The organism is Antarcticimicrobium sp., from assembly GCF_029212575.1.
Classification (GTDB): Bacteria; Pseudomonadota; Alphaproteobacteria; order Rhodobacterales; family Rhodobacteraceae; genus Antarcticimicrobium.
Genome location: NZ_JARGPK010000074.1, coordinates 37,787 through 61,041, shown reverse-complemented (window position 1 = coordinate 61,041; position 23,255 = coordinate 37,787). Strand labels below are relative to the sequence as shown.

Genomic DNA, 23,255 nt, shown 5'->3' with positions numbered 1-23,255 from the left:
GCACGCCCTGCGTGCAGGACGCTACAGCGCCGATCCGTCGATGGGCTATCTGTGGCTGGTGCTGCTGGGCGTCGCGCTCTTCGCGCTGATCTATGTCTACGTCCTGACCCCGCTGGCCCAGCTGCGCCACCCCTGGCGGGTAAGCTCGGTCACGCCCGTGGCCCTGCGGACCTGGGAGGTGGCGCTGCATCCCGCGCGCGCTTTCGCCTTTCCCTACAGCGCCGGGCAGTTCGCCTGGCTGAATATCCGCACCAGCCCCTTCGGACCCCGGGAAAACCCCTTTTCGATCAGTTCCGCGCCCTCAACCGCGCCAGAGGTCCGCTTCCTGATCAAGGAACTGGGCGATTTCACCTGCACCATCGGTCAGATCAAACCCGGCAGCCGCGCCTATCTCGACGGTCCACATGGGCACCTGACCGTCACCGACCACGATGCCCCGGGTATCGCGCTTGTCGCGGGCGGAGTGGGCATCGCGCCGATGCTAAGCATCCTGCGCGAATTGCGCGCGCGCGGCGACCAACGCCCCACCACGCTGATCTACGGCAACCGCACCGAGGAGCAGATCGCCTGCCGCGCAGAACTCGAGGCGATGGCCCGTGACCACGGCACCCGCCTGATCCATATTCTGAGCGAGCCGCCTGAAGGATGGCAGGGGGCAACCGGAATGGTCACGCCCGACCTGCTGCGCGCCCACTTCGGGAGCCCCGAGCACCGCCAGTGGCTCTACCTGCTCTGCGGCCCGCCGCCAATGCTGGAGGCGGCGGAGGATGCGCTGATCGGCCTCGGCGTCCCGTCGCGGAACATCCTGTCGGAAAGGTTCAGCTATGACTAGATGGCTCTCCCGCCTCCCGTTGCGCAGGCGCACCGCGCTGGCCTATGCAGGCCTGAACACGGTCGGCCTGCTGGCTTTGCTGGCCTTCGCACTTCGCGGTCTAGTCTGATCCGGGCCGCGCCACGTGCTGTGGACAATCTGCATGAGAAACGTACCCACGGCGCCACAATTTGCCTTAATTAAATCCCACAATATACAGAATTAGCTTGTATTTATCGCTTGGTGCGCCAGCTCTTGCGAGCTTTCCAAAACCGAACCTGGGGGGTCAGGATTAGGGAATGGAGATGACTATGAGCCCGACCCCGGCCATGCAGCCCGCCCAGGTGCGGATGCAGCCCGCCGATGGTTTCGCCCCGATGCGCGACCTCGACTGCCCCCCCATCGACAGTGAAACGGCCGCCCTCCTGCGCTGTTGGCTGCACCCGCTGATCGCCCGCGCCTCCAGTTGGGAGGGGCTGAACCGCGCCCTCGCCCGGCACGGCTATGCGCTGGGTTTTCGCGACGGGCGGCTGTGCCTGACCTCCTGCCCGGACGGCGCCTGCATCTGTTCGATGCGCTTTCTCGGCGCCGGGCTCAGGGATCTGGTCGCGCGGCTGGGCCGCCCGGCGGTGCGCCCGCTGCCCGGCCAGGCCGGTGGCGGCGAGCTGTGCCGCCCTGCCCCCCGCCCGGTCTGAGACCCGCTACAGCCAGGTGTGAAACGACTGCCGCGCCATCGGCTCCCAATGGGCGCCGGCGCGGTGATGCGGGGCATAGATCCCGGCCACCTTCTTCACCGCCTCTTCCGGGCTGAGCTCCACACTCTCGCCGCTGCGGCGGCTGGTCAGTTCCACCACCCCGTTCTTCAGCCCGCGCGGCCCGACGGTGATCCGCCACGGCAGGCCGATCAGGTCCATGGTGGCGAACTTGCCGCCGGCGCGCTCGGTGGTATCGTCATAAAGCGGCTCCAGCCCCGCGGCCGAGAGCGCGGCGTAGATCTGGTTGCTGGCCGCATCGGTCGCGTCATCTCCTTGCTTGAGGTTGACGATCCCGCAGTGGAACGGCGTCACCCCCTCGGGCCAGATGATGCCCCTGTCGTCATGGCTGGCCTCGATGATGGCGCCCAGCAGGCGGCTCACCCCGATGCCATGGCTGCCCATGTGCACCGGCACCGGCTTGCCGTCCGGCCCCTGCACGGTGGCGCCCATCGGCTCGGAATACTTGGTCCCGAAGTAGAAGATCTGCCCAACCTCGATGCCGCGCGCGCTGCGCTGGCGGTCCTGCGGCACCTGCGCAAAGACCGCCGCGTCATGGGTTTCGTCGGTGCGGGCGTAGAGCGCGGTGAACTCCTCCATCACCGCCTGGCACTGCGCCTTGTCGTCATAGTCGATCTCGCGGTCGCCCAGGCGGATGTCGGTCACCGTGCTGTCATAGAACACCTCCGATTCGCCGGTCTCGGCCAGCACCAGGAATTCATGGGTGTTGTCGCCGCCGATCGGGCCGCTGTCGGCGCGCATCGGGATCGCCTGCAACCCCATCCGCTCATAGGTGCGCAGGTAGCTGACCAGGTGGCGATTATAGGCGTGCAGCGCGTCCTCTTTCGTCAGGTCGAAATTGTAGCCGTCCTTCATGTAGAATTCGCGCCCGCGCATCACGCCAAAGCGGGGGCGGATCTCGTCGCGGAATTTCCACTGGATGTGATAAAGGGTCAGCGGCAGATCCTTGTAGCTGCTGACATGCGACCGGAAGATATCGGTGATCAGCTCTTCGTTGGTCGGGCCGTAAAGCATGTCGCGCCCGTGCCGGTCGGACAGGCGCAGCATCTCTTCGCCGTAATCGTCGTAGCGCCCCGATTCCCGCCACAGGTCGGCCGATTGCAGCGTCGGCATCAGCATCGGGATATGGCCGGCGCGCACCTGCTCCTCGTGCACGATGCGCTCGAGGTTGCGCAGCACCTTGAACCCCAGCGGCAGCCAGGAATAGATCCCGGCGCTGGCTTGCTTGATCATTCCGGCGCGCAGCATCAGCCGGTGGCTGACGATCTGGGCCTCGGCGGGGTTTTCTTTCAGAACAGGCAGGAAGTAGCGGCTCAGGCGCATCTGTGGTCCCTTCCGGATGACGGTGTTTTGCAGGGTCTAAGCCAATCGGCGCGGGCAGGCAATCGGCAAGGCGGTCTCGCCACGCCGCCATCGCGGGCCTTGCAACACCGTTCCCGATGGGCCAAGGAAAGACAGGCACAAAAGGGGCGCGCATGGCACTTCCGGTCCGGGACCAGCTCAGATATTGGGGCATCGCCCTGGTGGCGACCGCGCTTGTGCTGTGGTTTCTCGGCGACGTGCTGCTGCCCTTCGTGCTGGGCGGGGCGATCGCCTATTTTCTCGACCCGGCCGCCGACCGGCTGGAACGCGCGGGATGTTCCCGGCCTCTGGCCACCGCGATCATCTCGGTTCTTGGCGTGTTGATCTTCGTGGTGCTGGCCCTGCTGGTCATCCCGACCCTGATCAGCCAGGCGGTCGAGCTGATCAACATCGCCCCCAAGCTGTTCCACGATCTGCAGACCTTTCTGACCGAACGGTTCCCCTCACTGGTCGAGCCGGATTCGACCCTGCGCCAGTCGCTCGACTCACTGGGCGAGACGATCCGCTCCAAGGGCGGCGAGCTGCTGAACACGATGCTGAGTTCGGCGGTCTCGATCGTCAACCTGGTCCTGGTTTTCGTCATCGCGCCGGTGGTGGCCGTCTATCTCCTGTTGGACTGGGACAACATGATCGCCGGGCTCGACGAGCTCTTGCCGCGCGATCACGCGCCGGTGATCCGCCAACTGGCCAAAGAGATCGACAAGACGCTGTCCTCCTTCGTGCGTGGCATGGGCACGGTCTGCCTGATCCTGGGCACCTATTACGCCGTGGCGCTGATGCTGATCGGGCTGCAGTTCGGCCTCGTGGTCGGTTTCGTCGCCGGCGTCCTGACCTTCATTCCCTATGTCGGGGCCCTCGTCGGCGGCGCCCTCGCCATCGGGCTGGCGCTGTTCCAGTTCTGGGGCGAATGGTGGTGGATCGTGATCGTTGCGGTGATCTTCCAGGTCGGGCAACTGGCCGAGGGCAATTACCTGACCCCGAAACTGGTGGGCAAATCAGTCGGTCTGCACCCGGTCTGGCTGATCCTTGCGCTCTCGGTCTTCGGCTCGGTCTTCGGCTTCGTCGGCATGCTGGTGGCGGTGCCGGTCGCCGCGGCCCTCGGGGTTCTGGCACGGTTCGGCATGGCCCAATACCGCGAAAGCCGCCTCTACATGGGCATCACGGACCAGGACGACGACTGACATGGCCGAACAGCTGAGCTTCGATCTGCCGGTCCGGCAGGCCCTGGGGCGCGAGGATTTCTTTGTCTCTCCCGCCAACGCGGTGGCCGTGGCGATGATCGAAAGCGCGACACCCTGGCCCGGCGGCCGGCTGGTGCTGAGCGGACCGGCCGGATCGGGCAAGACGCACCTGGCGCATGTCTGGGCCGCGCGCACTGGTGCGCGGATCATCCCGGCCCGCAGCCTGCGCGAGGCCGATGTGCCGCGACTGGCCGCCGGGCCCGTCGCGGTCGAGGACGTGCCCGGGATCGCCACCGACCTCGACGCGCAAAAGGCGCTGTTCCACCTCTACAACCTGATGCTGAGCGAGCGGCGCGCGCTGCTGCTGACCGGACGGCTGGACCCGGCGCTGTGGCGGCTCAGCCTGCCCGATCTGCAAAGCCGGGTGCAGGCGGCGCAGCACGCCGCGCTCGATCCCCCGGATGACGCGCTGTTGTCGGCGGTCTTGGCCAAGCTTTTCGCCGACCGGCAACTGGCCCCGAAACCGGACGTGATCCCCTATCTGATTACCCGCATGGACCGCAGCTTTGCCGCCGCCGGGCAGATCGTCGATCGGCTCGACCGGCTCGCGCTGGCCGAGGGGCGCACCCTGACCCGCGCGCTGGCGGCCCGCCTGCTGGACCGCGCCTCGCCGGACGAGACGCCCTAGCGCCCGGCGGACCCTTGCCGCCGCGATTGACCCGCCAGACCCGATCCCGCATCCTGAACCGAACATCTGCCAAGGGACGCCATGACCCCCGACCCGAACGCCGCCCCGCAGCCCGACCCGCACGAATGGGGGCCCTTCGGCCGCCCGCTTTTCAACGATCCCAGCGCGCGGGCCCTGTCCCGGGTCGGCGTCGTCGATGTCGGCTCGAACTCGGTCCGGCTGGTGGTGTTCGACGGCGCCGCCCGCTCGCCGGCGTACTTCTACAACGAAAAGATCATGTGCGGGCTGGGCGCCGGCCAATCGGAAACCGGCCGTCTGAACCCCGAGGGCCGGGTCCGGGCGCTGGCCGCGCTGCATCGGTTCCAGCACCTCGCCGAGGGGATGGGCCTGCCGCCGCTCTCGGCGGTCGCCACCGCCGCCGTGCGCGACGCCAGGGACGGGCCGGAGTTCTGCGACGAGGTCCAGCGCGCCACCGGACTCAAGCTCTGGGTCATCGACGGCGAGGAGGAGGCCCGGCTCTCCGCCCAGGGGGTGCTGCTGGGCTGGCCCGGCTCCTACGGGCTGGTCTGCGATATCGGCGGCTCATCGATGGAACTGGCCGAGATTTCCGGCGGCCGCGTCGGCCGTCGCCTGACCTCGCCGCTGGGGCCGCTGAAACTGCGCGACATCAAGGGCGGGCGGCGCGGCCGCAAGGCGCATATCAAGACGGTGCTGGAGGATCTGAAAGAGCGCATGGGCCCGCAACGCGACCGGCTGTTCCTGGTCGGCGGCAGCTGGCGCGCCATCGCCCGGATCGACATGACGCGGCGCGGCTACCCGCTCAAGGTGCTGCACGAATACCGGATGACCGCCAAATCGGTGCGCGACACCGCGAAGTTCATCGAGACCAGCGATCTGGAGGCCCTGCGCGGCGAGGCCGGGGTCTCCTCGGCGCGGATGGCGCTGGTGCCCTACGCGATCGACGTGCTGAATCGACTGGTGCGCTGTTTCAAGCCCAAGGACATCGCCATCTCCAGCTATGGCATACGCGAGGGTCTGCTTTACGAGCAGATGCCGCAGCGGTTGCGCGACCGCGACCCTCTGATCGAGGCCTGCTATTTCGCCGAGGACAAGGATTCCCGCCTGCCCGGCTTCGGCAAGACGCTGTTCCGCTTTGTCATGCCGCTCTTCGCCAAGGCGCCGCCGGCGCAGGTGCGGCTGATCAAGGCCGCCTGCCTGCTGCACGACGTCAGCTGGCGCGCCCATCCCGACTACCGCGCCGAGGTCTGTTTCGATTATGCCACGCGGGCCAACCTGGGCGGAATGAAACACTCCGAACGGGTATTCCTCGGCCTCGCCCTGCAGCATCGCTACCGCAACAAGCGCGAAGGCGCCCGCTTCGCGCCGCTCTACGGCCTGCTGGACGAGCAGGAGCAGAAACAGGCCGAGATCCTGGGCAAGGCAATGCGCTTCGGCGCCATGCTGGTGATGAAACCCGATGCCGACATGGGCCACCTGAACTGGGTTGCGAAAAAGCGCCGTCTCGACCTGATCCTGCCGGACGACGCCCGCCCGCTCTATGGCGAGGTGGCCGAGGCGCGCCTGATGTCGCTGGCGCAAACCCTGAACGCGGCGGTCAGCGTCAAGCCGCGCGACTGAGGCCTCATATCAGATATCGGTCGGCCCGACGGGCGGGTCTTCCTTTTCCTCCGGCGCCGGGTCGTCCCCGGGCTCCGGCCGGCGGCGAATGAGGATGTCGCCATTGGGCAGCATCTCGGGCGGGTAATAGCGGGTCCAGTCCTGAACCTCGTCCATCATCTCGGCCAGCGCCGGCCCCATCTCCTGGAAAAAGCTGCGCATCGACGGCCCGGCCCGTTCGGCAAAGCCGCGCAGATCCTTGACGGCCGGCGCCATTTCCTGCCGCAGCCCCTCCATGAACAGCTGCAACCCCTGCTCCATCATCGACGGCCCGTTGTCCTCTTCCTGCGCCAGCGCGGGGGCAGCAGGGGCGACAAGGGCGAAAGTCAGGGCAAAGGCGCGGGCGTGTTTCATATTGCCAATATAGGGATCGCACGCGGCGTGCGTAAGGGTCAGATGTCGATATCCAGCGTCACAGGGAAATGGTCCGAGGCGGTCAGCAGCGCCTCGTGCAACTCCTTGAACGACCAGCAGGCCTCGTCCTCGAACGGATGCCAGATCCGCCAGGACGGACGCCGCGACATCAGATCCTGCGACACCATGATGTAATCCAGCAACGCCTGCAGGTATCTGCCCTGCTCCTGCAGGTGGAACCGGGCGGTGGTGGGCACCGAGAGGGCGCGGGTCTGGAACGCCTGCCGCGCGTGCGGGTCATACATGTCCTCGCCCAGCAGCACCTCGACCGAGGAATGGCCGAACAGATCCTCGAACTCGTCCAGCCCGGGCCCGTCGTTGAGATCGCCCAGCAGGATCACCGAGTCGCCCTCCGCCAGATGCGCCTCGATCCGGGCGCGCAGCCAGATCGCCTGCGCCAGTTGCTTGCGCCGGTTCTCGATGGCGCTGCGCAGCATCTGGTCGCGGCTGCCTCCGCCATGCGGCGCCTTCGACTTCAGATGCGCCCCGATCAGCCGCAACCGGGTGCCCGAGGCGGTCTCGGCGACCAGTTCCAGCGGCGGCTTGGAAAACACCACCAGATCCTCGGTTCCGTCATTGTCCAGATCGATCCGGAACACACCGTCAAAGCGCGGCGCATCCTTGCTGCCCTTCTTGCCGGTCTCCTCGCCCCGGGGATCGTGCCGCACGGTGATCTTGTCCGGGTCGTACAGCAGCGCGAGCTCCTGGTGGGTCTCGTTGGCGAAACCGATCACCGCCCGCCGCTGGCGCAAATCGAAGGCGCGGGCGAACCCCTCCAGCGCGGCGACGGTATCCTGCCGTCGCCCGGTGTTGGGCGCCTCCACGATCATCACCGCATCGGCCTCCAGCGCGGTAAAGACCTTGCCCAGCGCCTCGATCTGCTGGGCGCGCGTCACCCCCTCGCGCCCGGACCAGCCGTCATCGACGACAAGCTGATCCTCGTTGTCGAACAGGTTGGCGAACCATTCGACGTTATAGGTCGCCAGCCGCATCAGCCGGTGTTGCCGTGGGTGTCGCCGTTGATCTCGTCCCAGGCGCGGTTGATGTCGGCCATGCGCTTCTCGGCCAGCCGGATCGCCTCCTGCGGGACGCCGCGCGCGATCATCCGGTCGGGGTGACATTCACGCACCAGGCGGCGCCCGGCCTGGCGCACCTCGGGCAGCGGCGTGCCCGGCTCCACGCCAAGAATCGCATAGGGGTCGGGCTCCGCATCGGGGACGAACCGCGCCTTGAGCGCATGGAACTCGGCCGGTTTCAACCCGAAGATCCCGGCCACATCCTCCAGGAAATCATTCTCGCCGGGGTGAAAGAACCCGTCGGCCATGGCGATGTGGAACAACCCCTCCATCAGGTAACACAGCGCCTGGCGATCCTTGTCGAACATGCGGCGGATGCGCTGGGCGTACTCGCGGTAGCCCGCCACATCGGTGCGCGCCATGTTGAAGACCCGCGCCGCCCCCGCCTCGTCGGTTTGGGCAATCTGGAACACCTCGCGGAACGCGGTCACCTCGTCGCGCGTGACCTGCCCGTCGGCCTTGGCCATCTTGGCGCCCAGCGCGATCACCGCGATGGCAAAGGCGACGCTGCGTTCGGGCGGGGTGCGCAGCCTGTCGAACACCTGCGTCAGGCCTTCGCCCTGGCGCAGCGCGGTCAGCGCATCGGATATGCGGGTCCAGATCGACATGGGTCAGTTTACCCCGCCTGTGGGGGAGAGTCAGGTACGGCTTATTCGGGGGTCTGAAGGATTTTCTGCATCAGCACAAGGTCCAGCCAGCGCCCGGCCTTGTATCCCACCTCGGGCAGGCGCCCCACCTCGGCAAATCCCAGCGCCGCGTGAAAGGCGATGCCATCCGGATTGGCGCCACTGATGCCCGCCAGCAGCACATGCACGCCGTTTTCCGCCGCCACCTCGGCCAGCCGCGCCATCAACGCCCGGCCCATCCCCCGCCCGCGCGCCTGCGGGGCAAGCTGGATGCTGTGCTCGGCGCTGCGGGCATAGCCGGGACCGGCGCGGAACCCACCATAGCTGGCAAAGCCCAGGACCCGCCCATCGACCTCGCCCACAAGGTAGGCCGGACCGCGCGCGGCGATCTCGGCGGCAACGCCCTCGGGCGTCTTCTGCTCGGTGGTGAAGGTGATCAGCGTATCGCGGATGATCGGGTTGGCGATGGCACAGATCGCCCCGGCATCCGCCGCCCGCGCCTGACGCAGCCTCACCGCAGCACCCGCGCCCCGTGCGGCGTGTCGAACTCGGCGCTGAGCGCCGGCGCGCCCGGTTCGAACTCTACGCGGGGATCGGCCAGATGCGGCGCCAGCAGGTCGCGCAGCGCCACCGCCTCCGGGTGCGCCACCACCAACCGGCGCAGCCTGCAGCCCGAGGGCGGCAGCATCCCCGCCGGGTGAAGATCGCATTGCCACTGGATCAGCGGCGGAAACAGGTTGTCATAGGGCAGCTTGCCATCCGCCGGCACCGCCATGCGCCAGCGCAGATCGCCCCGGCTCAGCGCCACCGGCGCGCCGGCCTGCACCGGCAATGCGGCCAGCAGTGCGTCGAGATCATCGCAGCGGCAGATCCAGTTGGTCAGCCGCGCGGGTCCTGCGAAACTGTCCAGGTCGAACCAGCGCGGCCGATCGGGCGCGGGGCGGGTCGGATCGGCGGCAATCGCCTCGAGATAGAGCCCGTCCGCCAGCCCCAGCAGCCGATTATGGGTGATGAAGACATCATGCTGCCCGCCCAGCCCCATCGGCACGCCCAGCGCCGCCTCGACCGCCGCCGTGGCCTCTTCCAGCGTCTCGCCCGAGACCGCGATGTGATCCAGCTCCATGCCCGCCTCCGCCATTGTCGCGGCCAACCCTAGGCGGCGTCCCGGGGCCGGGCAAGCCCCGGCGCCGGATCGTACGAAATGGCCCTTAAACCGCCCAATACACCAGCGCCCAGACCCCGGCCAGCACGGTCGGATAGAAGGTGCCGGCAAAGCCAAGGCCGCGCAGAGGCGGCGACAGGCGATAGCCGATCCAGAACACAAGCCGCATCAGCGCAAACGACAGGCCCAGCGCGATCGCCACCGCGCCGCCCAGCGTCAGCGCCGCGAACGGCCAGACCGCCAGCGCCAGCGCCAGTTGCTCCAACGTGTTGCCCAGCACCTTTTGGTCGACCCAGGCGGGCGAGCCCGGCACCGGATCGGCGCCGTCGATCAGATCGTCGTCGAAGAACCGCCGCGCCGCCAGCCGCCCGATCATCGCCGCCAGCACCAGCCCCGGCGGCAGAAAGGCCCCCGGAAGCGCCGCCGCGGCGGGCAGGTAGGGCAGGCCCAGCTGCGACGGCGCAAACACCACCGCCAGCGCCCAGAGGGCGCCGGCGGCCATGCCGATCAGGATCATCCGGCGCCGGGGTGTCACCCCCGCGCCTCGCGGATCAGGCGCAGGATATCCTGCGCCGCGTGCGGAATATTGGTGCCGGGACCAAAGATCGCGCTGACCCCGTTGTCATAGAGGAACTGGTAGTCCTGCTGCGGAATAACACCGCCGCAGATCACGATGATATCCCCCGCGCCCTGATCCTTGAGCACCTGAACCAGCTGCGGCGCCAGCGTCTTGTGCCCCGCCGCCTGGGACGAGATGCCGATCACATGCACGTCGTTGTCGATGGCGTCCTGCGCCGCCTCGTCCGGGGTCTGGAACAGCGGCCCCACGTCCACGTCGAAGCCGATATCGGCAAAGGCGGTGGCGATCACCTTGGCGCCGCGGTCGTGGCCGTCCTGGCCCATCTTGACCACCAGCATGCGCGGACGCCGCCCCTCTTCCTCGGCGAATTGCTCGACCGATTTCTGGATCGCGGCAAAGCCTTCGTCGCCCTCGTAGGCGGCGCCGTAGACACCCGCCAGGGTCTTGACCTCGGCGCGGTGACGGCCGAATTCCTTTTCCATTGCCATGCTGATTTCCCCAACAGTTGCGCGGGCGCGCGCGGCCTCGACCGCCGCCTCCAGCAGATTACCCCCCTCTGTCGCGCGCCGGGTCAGTTCGGCCAGCGCCGCGTTACAGGCGGCGTCGTCACGGCTCGCGCGAATCTTTTCCAGCCGGGCGATCTGGCTTTCGCGCACCGCGACGTTGTCGACGTCGAGGATGTCGATCGGATCCTCCTTGTCCTTGCGGTACTTGTTGACGCCGACGATCACCTCCTGGCCGCGGTCGATCATCGCCTGGCGACGGGCGGCCGATTCCTCGATGCGCAGCTTGGGCATCCCCGAGGCAACCGCCTTGGTCATGCCGCCCATGCCATCGACCTCCTCGATCAGCTTCCACGCCTCCTCGGCCAGTTGCGCGGTCAGGCTTTCGACGTAATAGGAGCCCGCCAGCGGATCGACCACATTGGTGATCCCGGTCTCTTCCTGCAGGATCAGCTGGGTGTTGCGTGCGATCCGGGCCGAGAAATCGGTCGGCAGCGCGATCGCCTCGTCCAACGCGTTGGTGTGCAGCGACTGGGTGCCGCCCAGAACCGCGCTCATCGCCTCGTAAGCGGTGCGGATCACGTTGTTGTAGGGGTCCTGCTCCTGCAGCGACACGCCCGAGGTCTGGCAATGGGTGCGCAACATCTTGGAGCGGTCGTTCTTGGCCCCGAATTCGGTCATGATGCGATGCCAGAGCAGCCGCGCGGCGCGCAGCTTGGCCGCCTCCATGAAGAAGTTCATGCCGATGGCGAAAAAGAACGACAGCCGCCCGGCGAACTTGTCCACGTCCATCCCCGCCTCGATCGCGGCCCTCACGTATTCCTTGCCGTCGGCCAGCGTATAGGCCAGCTCCTGCACCAGGTTCGCGCCGGCCTCCTGCATGTGATAGCCGGAGATCGAGATCGAGTTGAATTTCGGCATCTCGTTCGAGGTGTATTCGATGATGTCCGAGATGATCTTCATCGAGGGTTCGGGCGGATAGATATAGGTGTTGCGGACCATGAACTCCTTGAGAATGTCGTTCTGGATGGTCCCCGCGAGCAGCGATTTGTCGTGGCCCTGTTCCTCGCCCGTCACGATGAAGCTGGCCAGGATCGGGATCACCGCGCCGTTCATCGTCATCGAGACCGACACCTTGTCCAGCGGGATGCCGTCGAACAGGATCTTCATGTCCTCGACGCTGTCGATGGCCACGCCCGCCTTGCCGACATCGCCCACCACGCGCGGATGATCGCTGTCATAGCCGCGGTGGGTGGCCAGGTCGAAGGCGACCGAGACGCCCTGCTGACCAGCGGCCAGGTTGCGGCGGTAAAAGGCGTTGGATTCCTCCGCCGTGGAAAACCCGGCGTATTGCCGGATGGTCCAGGGGCGCCCGGCGTACATCGTCGCCTTGACGCCACGGGTGAAAGGGGCAAAGCCCGGCAGCGTGCCCATGTGGGGCAGATCGCCGGTGTCCTCTTCGGAATAGAGTGGCTTGACCTTGATGCCTTCCAGCGTGGTCCAGTCCAGCTCTTCCAACGGGCGGCCGCGCAGCTCTTTCTCAGCCAGTGCCCGCCAGTCGTCGGTCTTGTTGCTCATCGCGTCTTCCTCTTGTCAGGTCGGATTGCGGCGGGGCGGAGCCCGCCTGTGTCTTGTCCGGGTCGCGGGCCAGCCGGGCGAGGCCATTCGCCCCGCCCGCCAGCCACATGATGTCGTCTGAATAGGCCTCTCGCAGGGCCTCGCCCTGCGCCTCGGAGAACGGCTGCCAGCGGCCGGATCCCTCCGGCAGCGCCACCGCCTCGCGCCCTAGCCAGGCCCGCAGTTCGGGCAGGCGGGGCGTGGCGTTGATCCGGCACCGGGTGTGCTGCGCCGGGACGGAAAAGGGCACCATCTGTTGCAGCTGCGCCTCGGGACTGCCGCCGAAGCTCTCGAAGGGCAGCACGGTCACCTGCGCTCCGGGCATGGCGCAGGCCACCGCCTCCACCACCTCGCGCCAGCCGGACCGACCCTGCGCCAGATGCGCAAGCCCCTGCCCCGCCGGCAGCCCCAGCCCGCGCGTGATCCCCTGCGCCAGCGCCGAGGCCCAATAGGCGTCGAGCACCCGGATGTTCAGCACCACCCGCAACGGGTAGCCGTCGAACGCCCGCGCCAGCCGCGCGATCCGCTCGCCCACCCCGCAGTAAAGCCTGCCCAGCCGCAGGTTGGCGCGCACAGTCCCCATGATGTCCGGATCGGTCACGATCAGGTGCCGCGTTCCCTCGCCGGACTGCCTGGCGAGAGTCAGGCCGATGCGGCCAATGGCACGCTCCACCGCCCCGGATGGCGGCGGCGCCCCCCCTGCCAGGAGCCCCGCGAACAGGGCACTTCGGGTCCGCCGCGGTCCCCAGACCGCGCAGCCCGCCGCAGACAGCGCCGCGTGGTTGCGGGAAAGGTAATCCTGAAAGGTGGAAGTGGCGCACAGATGCGCGCCGATATGCAATACAACGTCCATCGCCGTGCCGGTCCTTTGTCTCCGGGCCGCGCCAGCCGGCGGCCCCTCGGGTCACGGACCGATCATCGCCCCCACCCCTGACAAAGCGATTAACACCGCAGTTTTTGGCCTCTTGCGGGAAATCGCCATTCGCTTTCCTGCCGGGTCCACCTATATTCGACCAGACAGGAGACCGCATGACCCCACGTATCTTAGCCATTGTTCTGTCAGCCCTCTTGCCGGTTTCCGTCTGGGCGGCTGACGGCACGGCAACGGCGGAAGCCGCATTGATCCACCCCGCCGGCGACACCGAGTTGAGCACCTTCTTGTGGATTAACCGGCCGATCATCGTGTTTGCCGACACTCCGGCCGACCCGCGGTTCCAGGAACAGCTCGACAAGCTGACCTCCGAGGCCGAGCGCCTGAGAGACCGCGACGTGGTGGTGCTCACCGATACCGATCCCTCGGCCCGAAACCCGGCGCGCCAGCAGTTGCACCCGCGCGGGTTCCAGTTCGTGCTGATCGACAAGGACGGCTCGGTCATGCTGCGCAAACCGTTCCCGTACAGCGTGCGCGAGATCACCCGCACCATCGACAAGACGCCGATGCGCCTGCGCGAGGTCGAGGAACGGCGCGAGTCGCAATAGCGGTTCCCCATCCGGGGCTGGTCGACCAATTCGATCTGGGTCTGCGCCGTCACCGTTTTCACGCCTCCGCCTGGTCCGGCCTTACTCGAATTCCATGATCACGTCGTCCACGGCGAGGCTGTCGCCGGCCCCGGCGTTGATCTTGGAGACAACGCCGCTGCGCTCGGCCCGCAGGATGTTCTCCATCTTCATCGCTTCCACCGTGCAAAGCGGCTGCCCCTCCTGCACCTCCTCGCCGACCTCGACGTTGACCTTCACGATCAGGCCGGGCATCGGGCACAGCAGAAGTTTCGAGGTGTCGGGCGGCATCTTTTCAGGCATCAGCGCAGCCAGTTCGGCCTGGCGCGGGTTGCGCACATGCACCTTGAGGTCGGCGCCCCGGCTGCGGATGCGGAAACCCTGGGTGATCTTGCCCACCTTGAGCACAAGTGTATCGCCATCGACATCGATCTCGGCGAGTTGATCGCCCGGGGTCCAGTTGCTGGCCACCCGGTGGCTGCTGCCATCCTCGAATTTCACCGTTGATCCCTGATGATCGGCGACCACCGTCAACGGATAGGACCGACCTTGGAGGGCCACGACCCAGTCTTCGCCGACGTGGCGTTCGTGGTTGTCCATCCGCCCCGACACCCGGCTGCGCCGGATCTCGGCGACCCGGTGCATCGCGGCCGCGCTGGCGGCGATCTGGCGCAGCGCAAGCTCCGGCAGTTCGACGCCCTCGAAGCCGTCGGGATATTCCTCGGCGATAAAGGCGGTGGTCATGTCACCGGAGACGAACTTCGGGTGATCCATCACCGCGCTGAGGAACGGCAGGTTATGGCCGATACCTTCGACCTCGAACCGGTCCAGCGCATCGCGCATCGCCTCGATCGCCTGCGCCCGGGTCGGCGCCCAGGTACAAAGCTTGGCGATCATCGGGTCGTAATACATGCTGATCTCGCCGCCCTCATAGACGCCGGTATCATTGCGCACAGCGGTCTCGCCCGCGGCGGCCTCGCCCTGCCATTTGCCGTTGGTCAGCAGCGGGCCGGCGGCCATCTCGACCGGCGGGCGATAGCGGGTGAGCCGCCCGATCGAGGGCAGGAAATTGCGATAGGGATCCTCGGCATAGAGCCGGTTCTCGATCGCCCAGCCGGTCAGCTTCAAATCGTCCTGGGTGAACGACAGTTTTTCACCAGCGGCGACGCGGATCATCTGCTCCACCAGGTCGACGCCGGTGATCATCTCGGTCACCGGGTGCTCCAACTGAAGCCGGGTGTTCATTTCGAGAAAATAGAAGTTCTTGTCGCCATCGACGATGAATTCCACCGTGCCGGCGCTGGCGTAATCCACCGCCTGCGCCAGGGCCACGGCCTGTTCGCCCATCGCGCGGCGTGTCGCCTCGTCGAGAAACGGGCTCGGGGCCTCTTCGACCACCTTCTGGTTGCGGCGCTGGATCGAACATTCCCGCTCGCCCAGATAGACACCGTTGCCATGGCTGTCGCAAAGCACCTGGATCTCGATATGGCGCGGCTGGGTCACGAATTTCTCGATGAAGATGCGGTCATCGCCAAAGCTGTTGGCCGCCTCGTTCTTGGAGCTTTGGAAGCCTTCGCGCGCCTCTTCGTCGGTCCAGGCGACGCGCATGCCCTTGCCGCCACCGCCGGCTGAGGCCTTGATCATCACCGGATAGCCGATCTCGCCCGAGATTTTCACCGCCTCGTCGGCATCCGCGATCAATCCCATATAGCCGGGCACGGTCGAGACGCCGGCCTCCTGCGCGATCTTCTTCGAGGTGATCTTGTCGCCCATCGCCTCGATCGCCTTGACCGGGGGGCCGACGAAGGCCACGCCCTCGGCCTCCAGCGCCTGGGCGAATTTCGGGTTCTCGGACAGGAAGCCATAGCCGGGGTGCACCGCCTTGGCGCCGGTCGCCCGGATCGCCTCCATGATCTTGTCGATCACGATATAGGATTGGTTGGCCGGCGGCGGGCCGATGTGCACCGCCTCATCTGCCATCTCCACGTGCAGCGCGTGCTTGTCGGCGTCGGAATAGACCGCGACCGTGCCGATCCCCATCTTGCGGGCGGTCTTGATTACGCGGCAGGCAATTTCGCCCCGGTTGGCGATCAGGATCTTGTTGAACATGTCTTGTCCTTCGTTCTTGGGTGTCTGGCACGCGAAACGCCGGGCCGGGCGCTGTGGCCCGGTCCGATGTTCGGTTGGATTCGGATCGGCCCGCAAAGGGGCCGGGATGGGATCGGATGCAGGCGCAGGCGCAGGCCCGGCTCAGCAGTCCTCGGGGTGCTCCTGGCAATACAGCAGGTTGGCCGCGGCCCCCGCCGCCGCCCCGACACCGCGGTTGGTGTCGAGCGCGGCCGCCCCGAGATACCCCGCACCCGCGCCGTAAAGAACCTGTTCGACCGGGTCGTCGCCGCAGGCCGCAAGACCCACGCAAGCCGCCAGTGCCAGGAAAATCCGTTCCGCCCGCATGTCACCGCTCCTTCTCGTTGCGCGACCAGGTTCGCGCCCAGGTTCGCGCCGTGTTGCCGCCGATCAAAATCGTCAGACCCGGGCGCGGGCAAGCGCAAATTCGCCGCAGGGGCGCCTTTGGCGAAACGCCGCCGATGGGAGAGCGTATTGTTTTCAAAAAAGAAAACGGGCAGGCCGGCGCCATGCGCCTGCACCTGCCCGGAACAGGAAGGGGAACGGACAATTTGGTCCGCGACACCCTGGTGAACAGGTCCACAGGGCGCCGTGTTCAGGCTGCCGCAGGTCCGGCCCCAGGCCAAGCCCGCGCCGGCGCGGGCCCCGGTTTGGGCCGGATTTCGCCGGTTCCGGGCCGGTACGCGCAAGACCCCGCCGATGCTCATTCGAACACCTCGGGAAAACCGGCTCGCGCGGCGGCGATGTCGATCAGCAGCAGCGCCTCGTAACTCTCGGGATCAAAGGGGTCCTCCGCCGGGATCACCTCGCGCCCGAACAGCCAACTCAGCCGGCCGGCATCGAGGTTGCCGCGCTCGAACGGCGCATCGCCGAAATGCTCCCACAACGCCCGCAGAAACCCGGCGTCGGCACGCTTGTCGGCCGGGCGGCGATCGCCGAAACGCTCGCGCCGGATCAGCCTGGTCACGCCCTTGGGGTTGGGGCGACGGATGATGAACTGGAAATCGGTGCCGGGAAGGCGGCCTGGAAAACCGCGGTGCTTCATCATCACCGCATCCCCCGGTCCGGGCGCGGCGCGGCAGGCGGGACCGGCCAGACGGCCAGTCCCGCGCGCGTCTTACTTGTACTTGCCGGTAAAGGCCGGCTCGACCGAGATCGGCTCCGGCTCGACAACGACATACTCTTCTTTCGGCGAGTTGTCGCAAGCCGCCACGGTGGCGACGAAGCCAACCATGGCAAGGAATTTGATGCTCTTCGACATCTGTTTCTCCTGATTAACGTACTGAAACCAACAGGGCGCACGCGCCCTGCCTGCCTCAACCTCGAGGTTTCAGCCGCGGGTTCGCGGCCGGCCCCGAGCATAGACGAAAATCGGGCGAAAATATATCCACAGCCCGTCAACAGCGCGGCATGTGGCGGCAAAGCCTCAACTACGCCTGTGGATGAGCTTTTTCCCGCAAGATGTTGTAGCATAATCAAAACCCATCCCATATGCAGGCCCCGTCCTCGGGGCGGTACTGCTCGAACAACTGGGTTGTATCGGGGGCGGCCTGGCCAAAGGGCACCGGGCGTTCCGCCAGCGAGATCACGATCCGCGCCGCCTCGATCCCCTGATCGTCAAGGTAGGGCAGCGCGAATTGCGCGCACAGATGGTCCATGTCCGCGCCGGCAGCCGCGCGCGCGCCTGCCTCTCCAATACGCGGCGCGACAAAGCGGAACCGGACCCAGCGCGCGCCCGGCGCGTCGTCGATCAGCACCTCGTGCAGGGTCACCTCCTGGCCGGAGGGCACCTCGACCCGCTGCGCCGCGGCCTGCGCGTTGGTGCAGGTGGCCCCCAGGCCGACCAGCACCGCCAGCGCAATGCCGCAGCCCCGGCTCCGCCGCAGACGACGGGCTCCTCCCTCCGGGGCTGCGTGCGCGGCAGGACGGGCCCGCCGCGCTGTCTCATATGTGCGCGGCGCGATCATGGGCGCGCGCCGCCCGGTCTGTCAAACCCTGCGTTGCGCCGGCCGGCATGGCGCAGCCATCGCTGCCGGTTCGCGGGGGCCTCCAGCACCTCGGCAATGCGCGCCCCTGTCTCCGGCGGAACCGGCGCCCTCGCCCGCCCGCCGGCCCGAACCGCCAGCCCGCCGTCGCGGGCCTCCAGCCGGACCACCGGGGAAAATCCGCGCATCCGGCGCAGCACGCGCCACATGTCCTGCCGGATCTGATGCGCCAGCCGCAGCGGATCGGCCTGGGGCAGCCAGGTCTCGGCGCAGATGTCGAACCGCGCCGGAAGCTCACGCGCCAGCGTCACCGAGGCCCCCTCGCGCAGGATATGCCAGCGCGCCCGGCTCATTCCGGCGCCGCCTCGTCGCGGGTGGCAAACTCGGCCGGAGAGATGATCTCGATCAGTTCCATGTCGTCCGAATGGCGGCCTTCGCGGTGCCGGATCCCCGGCGGCTGCAACACACAGGAACCCTCGTGCAGGATCTGCTCGCCCTGCCCCTCGTATTCGAACACCACCCAGCCCCGGGTCACATGGGCCATCTGGAACTCCAGCTCGTGGTTGTGCCAGGCGTCGGGGCTTTCCATTCCCGGCACCGCGCGGATCACATGGGCGCCGAACTTGCCCTTGGTGGCGTCCCTGATCCCGGGGTCGCGGTACTCGAAGAACGCCCGCAGCCCCGCGCCCACGAACTTGCCGTCGTCGGCGTGGGAGATGGTGAAGGCCTGGTTTTTCCAAAGCTGGGTCATGGGGACGGTCCCGGGTCTGCAAGGCCCCGCCGGGGGCCATGTCGGCGCCTCCGGCGGGAGTATTTATCGGCCAGAAAAAGACCGGATCACAGCGGAATGTTGTCGTGCTTTTTCCACGGGTTGGTCAGCTGCTTGTTGCGCAGGGACGCAAAGGCGCGGGCCACCCGCTTGCGGGTCGAGCGGGGCTGGATCACCTCGTCGATAAAGCCCTTCTCGGCCGCCACGAAGGGGTTGGCGAAGCGGTCCTCGTAATCCTTGGTGCGCTGCGCGATCTTTTCCGGGTCGCCCAGTTCCGAGCGATAGAGGATCTCGGTCGCGCCCTTGGCGCCCATCACCGCGATCTCGGCGGTGGGCCAGGCATAGTTGAAATCGCCGCGGATATGCTTGGAGCTCATCACGTCATAGGCGCCGCCATAGGCCTTGCGGGTGATCACCGTGACCTTGGGCACCGTCGCCTCGCCATAGGCGAACAGCAGCTTGGCCCCATGCTTGATCACGCCGCCATATTCCTGGGTGGTGCCGGGCAGGAAGCCGGGCACATCGACAAAGGTCAGGATCGGGATTTCGAAGCAGTCGCAGAACCGCACGAAGCGGGCCGCCTTGCGGCTGCTGTCGATGTCGAGGCAACCGGCCAGAACCATCGGCTGGTTCGCCACCACGCCCACGGTCTGCCCCTCCAGCCGGACAAAGCCGGTGATGATGTTCTTGGCGAAATCTTCCTGGATTTCATAGAAATCGCCCTCGTCCGCGACTTTCAGGATCAACTCCTTCATGTCGTAGGGGGTGTTGGGATTCTCCGGGATCAGGGTGTCGAGACTGGCCTCGATTCGGCCCGGTTCGTCGAAGAAGGGGCGCACCGGCGGTTTTTCGCGGTTGTTCAGCGGCAGGAAATCCACCAGTCGGCGCACCTCGGCCATCGCCTCCACGTCGTTTTCAAAGGCTCCGTCGGCGACCGAGCTCTTGCGGGTATGGGTCGAGGCGCCGCCAAGCTCCTCGGCGGTGACCTGTTCGTTGGTCACGGTCTTGACCACGTCGGGGCCGGTCACGAACATGTAGGAGGTGTCCTTGACCATGAAGATGAAGTCGGTCATCGCCGGGGAATAGACCGCGCCGCCGGCGCAGGGGCCCATGATGACGGAAATCTGCGGCACCACGCCCGAGGCCATGATGTTACGCTGGAACACGTCGGCATAACCGGCGAGCGACGCGACGCCCTCCTGGATGCGGGCGCCGCCGGAATCGTTGATGCCGATCACTGGCGCGCCGTTCTGCACGGCCATGTCCATGATCTTGCAGATCTTTTGTGCGTGCGTCTCGCTGAGCGAGCCACCGAAGACGGTGAAATCCTGGCTGAACACATAGACCATGCGGCCGTTGATCGTGCCCCAGCCGGTCACCACCCCGTCGCCATAGGGGCGTTGCTCCTGCATGTCGAAATCGGTGCAGCGATGGGCGACAAAGGTGTCGAACTCCTCGAAGCTGCCCTCGTCCAGCAGCAGGTCGATCCGTTCGCGCGCGGTCAGCTTGCCGCGTCCGTGCTGCGCGTCGATCCGCTTCTGACCGCCCCCCAAACGGGCGGCTTCGCGGCGGTCTTCCAGCTCGGAAAGGATGTCCTTCATGATGCATGTCCCCTGTGAGATTTCGGCGGACCATACCGGCCCCGCCGCGCCAACCAAAGCGAAATTCGGCAAATTTGCAAACCATGGAAAACGTACAGCTGCATATTTGAAAATCTGCAAATTTCTCCGGAGGCGCGGTTCGCCTTCTTTGTGCGGCCCGATTTTGCTACCCTTGAACGAGTTGCCCCTTTTTCAGCTCGAGGCCCAAAATGGTTTCCAAACCCGACATTCTTTCCGCGCTGCAGTTTTCCCTGCTCAACTCATCGGATCCGCTCAACCTCACAAGCGATCCGCGCCGGACGATCACCTACCAGTATGCCGGCACCAGCGAACCCGAGGATCTGCCGACCAGCAGCACCTACACCGAATGGACCGCCTTCTCGGCGGGCGAAAAGACCGCCTTCGAGGCGGCGCTGGCCCATATCGAATCCTTCCTCAATGTCGAATTCGTGGAGGTCACCGGCAGCGACGACCCGGATCTGAACGTGGGCAAGGTCTACCTGCCCGGAACGACGGCCGGCTATGGCGGCTACAGCGCCTCCTATTCCGGCAGCACGATCACGCGCTACGATGGCTATGTCGTCTACGACAACACCATCGACCTGACCGGCAGCCCGGATCTGATCCTGCACGAACTGGGCCATTCGCTCGGGCTGAAACACCCGTTCTCCGCCCCGACGCTGCCCGCCGCCTTCGAGAACAACAAATACTCGATCATGTCCTACAGCGAAAACCCCGACAACGGGCTAGACGCCGACGCGATGATGCTGTTCGACGTCTTCGCGCTTCAGGACATCTGGGGCGAGGTCGGATACAACGCGGGCAACACCACCTACAGCGCGCCGCGCACCGACACCGTGGACCCGATCTGGGATACCGGCGGGCGCGACACGCTGAACGCCTCGTCGCGCAGCAGCGACGTGACGCTGAACCTCAAGGCCGGGAAATTCTCCAGCTTCGACGCCACCGATGACGTGGTGATCACCTATGGCACGGTGATCGAGAACGCGACCGGCGGCTCCGGCAACGACAGGCTGATCGGCAACGGCGCCAGGAACACCCTGAAGGGCGGCGGCGGCAACGACACGATCAAGGCCGGCGGCGGGAATGACAAGCTCAAGGGTCAGGCCGGCGACGACACGTTGAAGGGCGACAAGGGCAACGACAAGCTGTTGGGCGGCTCCGGCGACGACACCCTCAAAGGCGGCGGTCAGAACGATACCCTCAAGGGACAGGGCGGCGACGACACGCTGTTCGGACAGAACGGCGCCGACAAGTTCGTTTTCGCCAAGGGCGATGGCAACGACACCATTGCCGACTTCCAGAACAACAAGGATTCCATCCAGTTCAACAAGCTGGGCGATGTCGATGCGGTCCTCACGGCGGCCACGCAGGTGGGCGACGATGTGCTCTTCGATTTCGGTGGCAGCGGTACTCTGACTGTTCTAGGCACGACCATAGGCGCATTGAGCGATGACATAATCGCCTGACGCAGAACCAGAGACGATCGGCAACGGCACTTCATGGTGAACAGACAGGATCCTGCCGGACAGGACACGCGCAGGGTTTGGTCCCGCACGCCCCCGCATATCGGCACTCTGATCCTGTTGTCGGGCCTGTCGGCACTGGGCATGAACATCTTTCTGCCCAGCCTGCCGGGCATGACCGCCTATTTCGATACCGATTACCGGCTGATGCAGCTTTCGGTGGCGCTCTATCTCGGCGTGAACGCGGTGGTCCAGCTGGTAATCGGCCCGATTGCCGACAACATCGGGCGCCGCCCGGTGATCCTGTGGGGGCTGGCGCTGTTCCTGGTCGCCACCCTGGGGTGCCTGTTGGCGCCCAGCGCCGAGGTGTTCCTGCTGTTCCGCATGTGCCAAGCGGTGGTGGTGGCCGGCATGGTGCTGGGCCGCGCGGCGGTGCGCGACATCTACCCGGAGGACAAGGCGGCCAGCATGATCGGCTATGTCACCATGGGCATGGCCATCGTGCCGATGATGGGTCCGGTCGCCGGCGGATTTCTGGACCAGATCTTTGGCTGGAAGGCGAATTTCTGGCTGCTGATCCTGCTCGGGGCGCTGACCCTGGGTCTGACCTATGTCGATTTCGGCGAAACCGGCCGCAAGAGCGGCAAGACCCTGATCGCTCAGTTCCGCGAATACCCCGAACTGCTGCGCTCGCCGCGGTTCTGGGGCTATACCCTGGCCGCCGCCTTCTCCTCGGGCTGTTTCTTTGCCTATCTGGGCGGCGCGCCCTTTGTCGGTACCGAGGTCTATGGCCTCGACGCGGGAAAGCTGGGCATCTATTTCGGCGCCCCGGCGCTGGGTTACCTGGTCGGCAATTTCTTCTCCGGCCGCTACTCGGCGCGGGTCGGGATCAACCGCATGGTGCTCTGGGGTTGCCTGATCTGCACCGCCGGGATCGCGGTCTCGATCCTCGTGATGGCCGCCGGCGCCGGCTCGGTCGAGACCTTTTTCGGCTTCATGACCTTCGTCGGCCTCGGCAACGGCATGGCCCTGCCCAACGCCACCGCCGGTTCGCTCTCGGTGCGCCCGCACCTGGCCGCCACCGCCTCGGGGCTGAGCGGCGCGACCATGCTGGGTGGCGGCGCCGGGCTCAGCGCGCTGGCCGGTGCCCTGCTGACCCCGGCCTCGGGCGCCTGGCCGCTGTTGTTCATCATGCTGGTCGTCTCGACGTTGGCAATCCTCGCCATCCTGCTGGTGATCCTGCGCGAACGACAGCTGGGTCTCTAGCGGTACGACGGGGCTTGCCCCAAAGGGTTTGCAAACCTAATCTGCGCCAAAAG

24 protein-coding genes and 1 pseudogene are annotated in these 23,255 nt (G+C 66.5%); 8 read left to right on the top strand and 17 right to left on the bottom strand.

The annotated features are described in order from the left end of the window. Together P1U75_RS16510 and P1U75_RS16505 are read left to right on the top strand one after the other, a co-directional pair. Positions 1–832, top strand: a pseudogene (locus tag P1U75_RS16510) (hypothetical protein); the annotation flags it as partial. A gap of 290 nt (positions 833–1,122) precedes the next feature. Beyond that, on the top strand, positions 1,123–1,506 hold the full coding sequence (locus P1U75_RS16505) for a hypothetical protein (protein WP_300245200.1): 384 nt from the start codon (positions 1,123–1,125) through the stop codon (positions 1,504–1,506). 6 nt (positions 1,507–1,512) lie between these two features. Here the strand turns inward: P1U75_RS16505 and proS are convergent, their stop codons facing one another. After that, positions 1,513–2,907, bottom strand: a complete 1,395-nt coding sequence (proS, locus tag P1U75_RS16500) for a proline--tRNA ligase (protein WP_300245199.1) — start codon at positions 2,905–2,907, stop codon at positions 1,513–1,515. 152 nt (positions 2,908–3,059) lie between these two features. Between proS and P1U75_RS16495 the strand changes: the two genes are divergently transcribed. From P1U75_RS16495 to P1U75_RS16485, 3 genes are all read left to right on the top strand, one after another. Then, the gene (locus P1U75_RS16495) at positions 3,060–4,127 is read left to right on the top strand and encodes an AI-2E family transporter (RefSeq protein ID WP_300245198.1); all 1,068 of its coding nucleotides are present in this window, start codon (positions 3,060–3,062) and stop codon (positions 4,125–4,127) included. A gap of 1 nt (position 4,128) precedes the next feature. Then, positions 4,129–4,815, top strand: a complete 687-nt coding sequence (locus P1U75_RS16490) for a DnaA/Hda family protein (RefSeq protein WP_300245197.1) — start codon at positions 4,129–4,131, stop codon at positions 4,813–4,815. 81 nt (positions 4,816–4,896) lie between these two features. Continuing rightward, positions 4,897–6,453 (top strand): Ppx/GppA family phosphatase, encoded by a 1,557-nt coding sequence (locus P1U75_RS16485; protein WP_300245196.1) that lies wholly within the window; start codon positions 4,897–4,899, stop codon positions 6,451–6,453. Between the two features lie 9 nt (positions 6,454–6,462). Here P1U75_RS16485 and P1U75_RS16480 read toward each other — a convergent pair whose 3' ends face one another. The 8 genes from P1U75_RS16480 to P1U75_RS16445 all read right to left on the bottom strand — a co-directional run bounded on the left by P1U75_RS16480 (position 6,463) and on the right by P1U75_RS16445 (position 13,323). Beyond that, positions 6,463–6,846, bottom strand: coding sequence for a hypothetical protein (locus tag P1U75_RS16480; protein WP_300245195.1), 384 nt, complete (start codon positions 6,844–6,846; stop codon positions 6,463–6,465). Positions 6,847–6,884: 38 nt separating this feature from the next. After that, a complete protein-coding gene (locus P1U75_RS16475; RefSeq protein WP_300245194.1) occupies positions 6,885–7,898 on the bottom strand; it encodes an endonuclease/exonuclease/phosphatase family protein in 1,014 nt (337 codons plus the stop codon). Then, complete coding sequence (locus P1U75_RS16470) at positions 7,898–8,590, bottom strand: molecular chaperone DjiA (protein ID WP_300245193.1); 693 nt, start codon at positions 8,588–8,590, stop codon at positions 7,898–7,900. The genes P1U75_RS16475 and P1U75_RS16470 overlap by 1 nt, the downstream gene beginning before the upstream one ends. A gap of 41 nt (positions 8,591–8,631) precedes the next feature. After that, positions 8,632–9,123, bottom strand: a complete 492-nt coding sequence (locus P1U75_RS16465) for a GNAT family N-acetyltransferase (protein WP_300245192.1) — start codon at positions 9,121–9,123, stop codon at positions 8,632–8,634. Continuing rightward, positions 9,120–9,731: a VOC family protein gene (locus tag P1U75_RS16460; protein ID WP_300245191.1), complete on the bottom strand. Its 612-nt coding sequence runs from the start codon at positions 9,729–9,731 to the stop codon at positions 9,120–9,122. Before P1U75_RS16460 ends, P1U75_RS16465 begins: the two co-directional genes overlap by 4 nt. Before the next feature lie 85 nt (positions 9,732–9,816). After that, a complete protein-coding gene (locus tag P1U75_RS16455; protein WP_300245189.1) occupies positions 9,817–10,305 on the bottom strand; it encodes an MAPEG family protein in 489 nt (162 codons plus the stop codon). Continuing rightward, complete coding sequence (gene scpA, locus P1U75_RS16450) at positions 10,302–12,431, bottom strand: methylmalonyl-CoA mutase (RefSeq protein WP_300245188.1); 2,130 nt, start codon at positions 12,429–12,431, stop codon at positions 10,302–10,304. The genes P1U75_RS16455 and scpA overlap by 4 nt, the downstream gene beginning before the upstream one ends. Continuing rightward, positions 12,394–13,323: a hypothetical protein gene (locus tag P1U75_RS16445; RefSeq protein ID WP_300245186.1), complete on the bottom strand. Its 930-nt coding sequence runs from the start codon at positions 13,321–13,323 to the stop codon at positions 12,394–12,396. The genes scpA and P1U75_RS16445 overlap by 38 nt, the downstream gene beginning before the upstream one ends. A gap of 176 nt (positions 13,324–13,499) precedes the next feature. Between P1U75_RS16445 and P1U75_RS16440 the strand changes: the two genes are divergently transcribed. Next, a complete protein-coding gene (locus P1U75_RS16440; protein WP_300245184.1) occupies positions 13,500–13,949 on the top strand; it encodes a DUF4174 domain-containing protein in 450 nt (149 codons plus the stop codon). Positions 13,950–14,030: 81 nt separating this feature from the next. Here P1U75_RS16440 and P1U75_RS16435 read toward each other — a convergent pair whose 3' ends face one another. The 8 genes from P1U75_RS16435 to P1U75_RS16400 all read right to left on the bottom strand — a co-directional run bounded on the left by P1U75_RS16435 (position 14,031) and on the right by P1U75_RS16400 (position 20,449). Further along, positions 14,031–16,076 carry an acetyl/propionyl/methylcrotonyl-CoA carboxylase subunit alpha gene (locus tag P1U75_RS16435; protein ID WP_300245183.1) on the bottom strand — a complete coding sequence of 682 codons (2,046 nt, stop codon included), beginning with the start codon at positions 16,074–16,076 and terminating at the stop codon, positions 14,031–14,033. A 141-nt stretch (positions 16,077–16,217) separates the two neighbouring features. Then, positions 16,218–16,421 (bottom strand): hypothetical protein, encoded by a 204-nt coding sequence (locus P1U75_RS16430; RefSeq protein WP_300245182.1) that lies wholly within the window; start codon positions 16,419–16,421, stop codon positions 16,218–16,220. A gap of 376 nt (positions 16,422–16,797) precedes the next feature. After that, a complete protein-coding gene (locus P1U75_RS16425) occupies positions 16,798–17,142 on the bottom strand; it encodes a hypothetical protein (RefSeq protein ID WP_300245181.1) in 345 nt (114 codons plus the stop codon). 69 nt (positions 17,143–17,211) lie between these two features. Further along, positions 17,212–17,355 carry a hypothetical protein gene (locus tag P1U75_RS16420; protein ID WP_300245180.1) on the bottom strand — a complete coding sequence of 48 codons (144 nt, stop codon included), beginning with the start codon at positions 17,353–17,355 and terminating at the stop codon, positions 17,212–17,214. Between the two features lie 214 nt (positions 17,356–17,569). Continuing rightward, the gene (locus P1U75_RS16415; RefSeq protein WP_300245178.1) at positions 17,570–17,944 is read right to left on the bottom strand and encodes a DUF6497 family protein; all 375 of its coding nucleotides are present in this window, start codon (positions 17,942–17,944) and stop codon (positions 17,570–17,572) included. A 113-nt stretch (positions 17,945–18,057) separates the two neighbouring features. After that, positions 18,058–18,432: a hypothetical protein gene (locus tag P1U75_RS16410; RefSeq protein WP_300245177.1), complete on the bottom strand. Its 375-nt coding sequence runs from the start codon at positions 18,430–18,432 to the stop codon at positions 18,058–18,060. Further along, positions 18,429–18,830 (bottom strand): cupin domain-containing protein, encoded by a 402-nt coding sequence (locus P1U75_RS16405; RefSeq protein ID WP_300245176.1) that lies wholly within the window; start codon positions 18,828–18,830, stop codon positions 18,429–18,431. Before P1U75_RS16405 ends, P1U75_RS16410 begins: the two co-directional genes overlap by 4 nt. 86 nt (positions 18,831–18,916) lie before the next feature. Then, a complete protein-coding gene (locus P1U75_RS16400; RefSeq protein ID WP_300245175.1) occupies positions 18,917–20,449 on the bottom strand; it encodes an acyl-CoA carboxylase subunit beta in 1,533 nt (510 codons plus the stop codon). A 209-nt stretch (positions 20,450–20,658) separates the two neighbouring features. Here P1U75_RS16400 and P1U75_RS16395 point away from each other — a divergent pair, with 209 nt between their 5' ends. Continuing rightward, a complete protein-coding gene (locus tag P1U75_RS16395; RefSeq protein ID WP_300245174.1) occupies positions 20,659–21,939 on the top strand; it encodes a M10 family metallopeptidase in 1,281 nt (426 codons plus the stop codon). 33 nt (positions 21,940–21,972) lie between these two features. Continuing rightward, positions 21,973–23,202 carry a multidrug effflux MFS transporter gene (locus P1U75_RS16390; protein WP_300245173.1) on the top strand — a complete coding sequence of 410 codons (1,230 nt, stop codon included), beginning with the start codon at positions 21,973–21,975 and terminating at the stop codon, positions 23,200–23,202. Positions 23,203–23,255 lie beyond the last annotated feature (53 nt).